Genomic DNA, 1,344 nt, shown 5'->3' with positions numbered 1-1,344 from the left:
GAGAGCGTAAAATATTTTGTGTAAATGAGTAAATAGAAAAAGGAAGACCTTTTCTTGTAGAATTGAATCACCACAACACAATTCACAGAAAAGAGGTCTTCCCTATGAACCAGTTTACAACAGATATCGTCGACGCTCTAGTAAAAAAACAAGACATTACGGAAGTATTTCGTTTACACCTTGAAAAAGCGGTTAATTCACTGCTTGCAGCCGAATTAACGGCGTTTTTAGATTACGAGAAATACGACCGGATTGGCTTTAACTCAGGCAATTCCCGCAATGGTGCCTATTCCCGCACGCTGCACACCGAATATGGGGATCTCCAGCTAACGATCCCGCGTGATCGCAATGGAGAATTTAAACAACAGACCATCGCACCTTACCGGCGCTCCAATGACACGCTTGAATCGTTTGTCATCCACTTATTCCAAAAAGGCGTCACGATGACCGAAATCTCCGATTTGATTGAGAAGATGTATGGCCATCATTACACACCGCAGACAGTTTCCAACATGGCCAAAGCGATGACGGGCCAGATTGAAGCTTTTATCCGCCGTCCCCTTAGTGCCCGATATGTCTGTGTATATTTGGATGCTACCTACATTGCCGTTAAACGTGAAACGGTTTCGAAAGAAGCCGTCTACCTGGCGGTCGGTATCCGGGAAGACGGGTCAAAAGAAGTCCTTGCCTACATAATCGCTCCCACAGAGTCGGCATTTGTCTGGAAAGAGCTGCTTCTTGATATCAAGGAAAGAGGCGCAGACGAAGTTCTTTTGTTTATTTCTGATGGCCTGAAAGGCATCACGGACAGTATCTTCCATGTCTATCCCCATGCTCAGTATCAGACATGCCTTGTCCATCTTGCCCGCACCATTGCCCATAAAGTCCGTGTTTCAGACCGGGCTGAAATCTGCGGGGACTTCAAAGCCGTCTATCGCGCTGAAAGCGCCGAAGAAGGACAACAAGCACTGGAAGCCTTCTGTTCCAAATGGCAGGCGATTTATCCAAGAGTAACGAAGTCACTGGCTGAGAACCCGCATATCTTTACGTTTTATAGCTTCCCAAAATCCATTCGGCGGAGCCTTTATTCAACGAACCTGATTGAATCGTTTAATAAACAGATCAAGAAATACACGAAGCGCAAAGAGCAGTTTCCAAACGAAGAAGCGCTGGAGCGCTTTCTCGTTTCACAGTTTGAGGATTACAACCAGCGCTTCGCTTTGCGGTGCCATATTGGTTTTGACCAGGCGCGTGCGGAGCTCGCAGCCATGTTTAAAACGACTGATTAAATGACAGTTTGCAAGAAAAGGGATTCGCCATTTACACAAAATTATTGACGGTCCC

Annotated in this window: 1 protein-coding gene; it reads left to right on the top strand. The window is 46.1% G+C overall.

Going from position 1 to position 1,344, the window contains the following annotated elements:
* Window positions 1–104: 104 nt before the first annotated feature.
* Complete coding sequence (locus RG959_RS23760) at window positions 105–1,289, top strand: IS256 family transposase (protein WP_342799268.1); 1,185 nt, start codon at window positions 105–107, stop codon at window positions 1,287–1,289.
* Window positions 1,290–1,344: the final 55 nt, after the last annotated feature.

The organism is Domibacillus sp. 8LH (assembly GCF_038806185.1).
Classification (GTDB): domain Bacteria; phylum Bacillota; class Bacilli; order Bacillales; family Domibacillaceae; genus Domibacillus; species Domibacillus indicus_A.
Note: the sequence above shows the minus strand (reverse complement) of the source record. Positions and strands in the feature narration are given on the sequence as shown.

What these genes read in the sequence shown, in the direction of transcription:
- RG959_RS23760 (WP_342799268.1), top strand. Translation starts at nt 105, where the DNA reads ATGAACCAGTTTACAACAGATATCGTCGACGCTCTAGTAAAAAAACAA.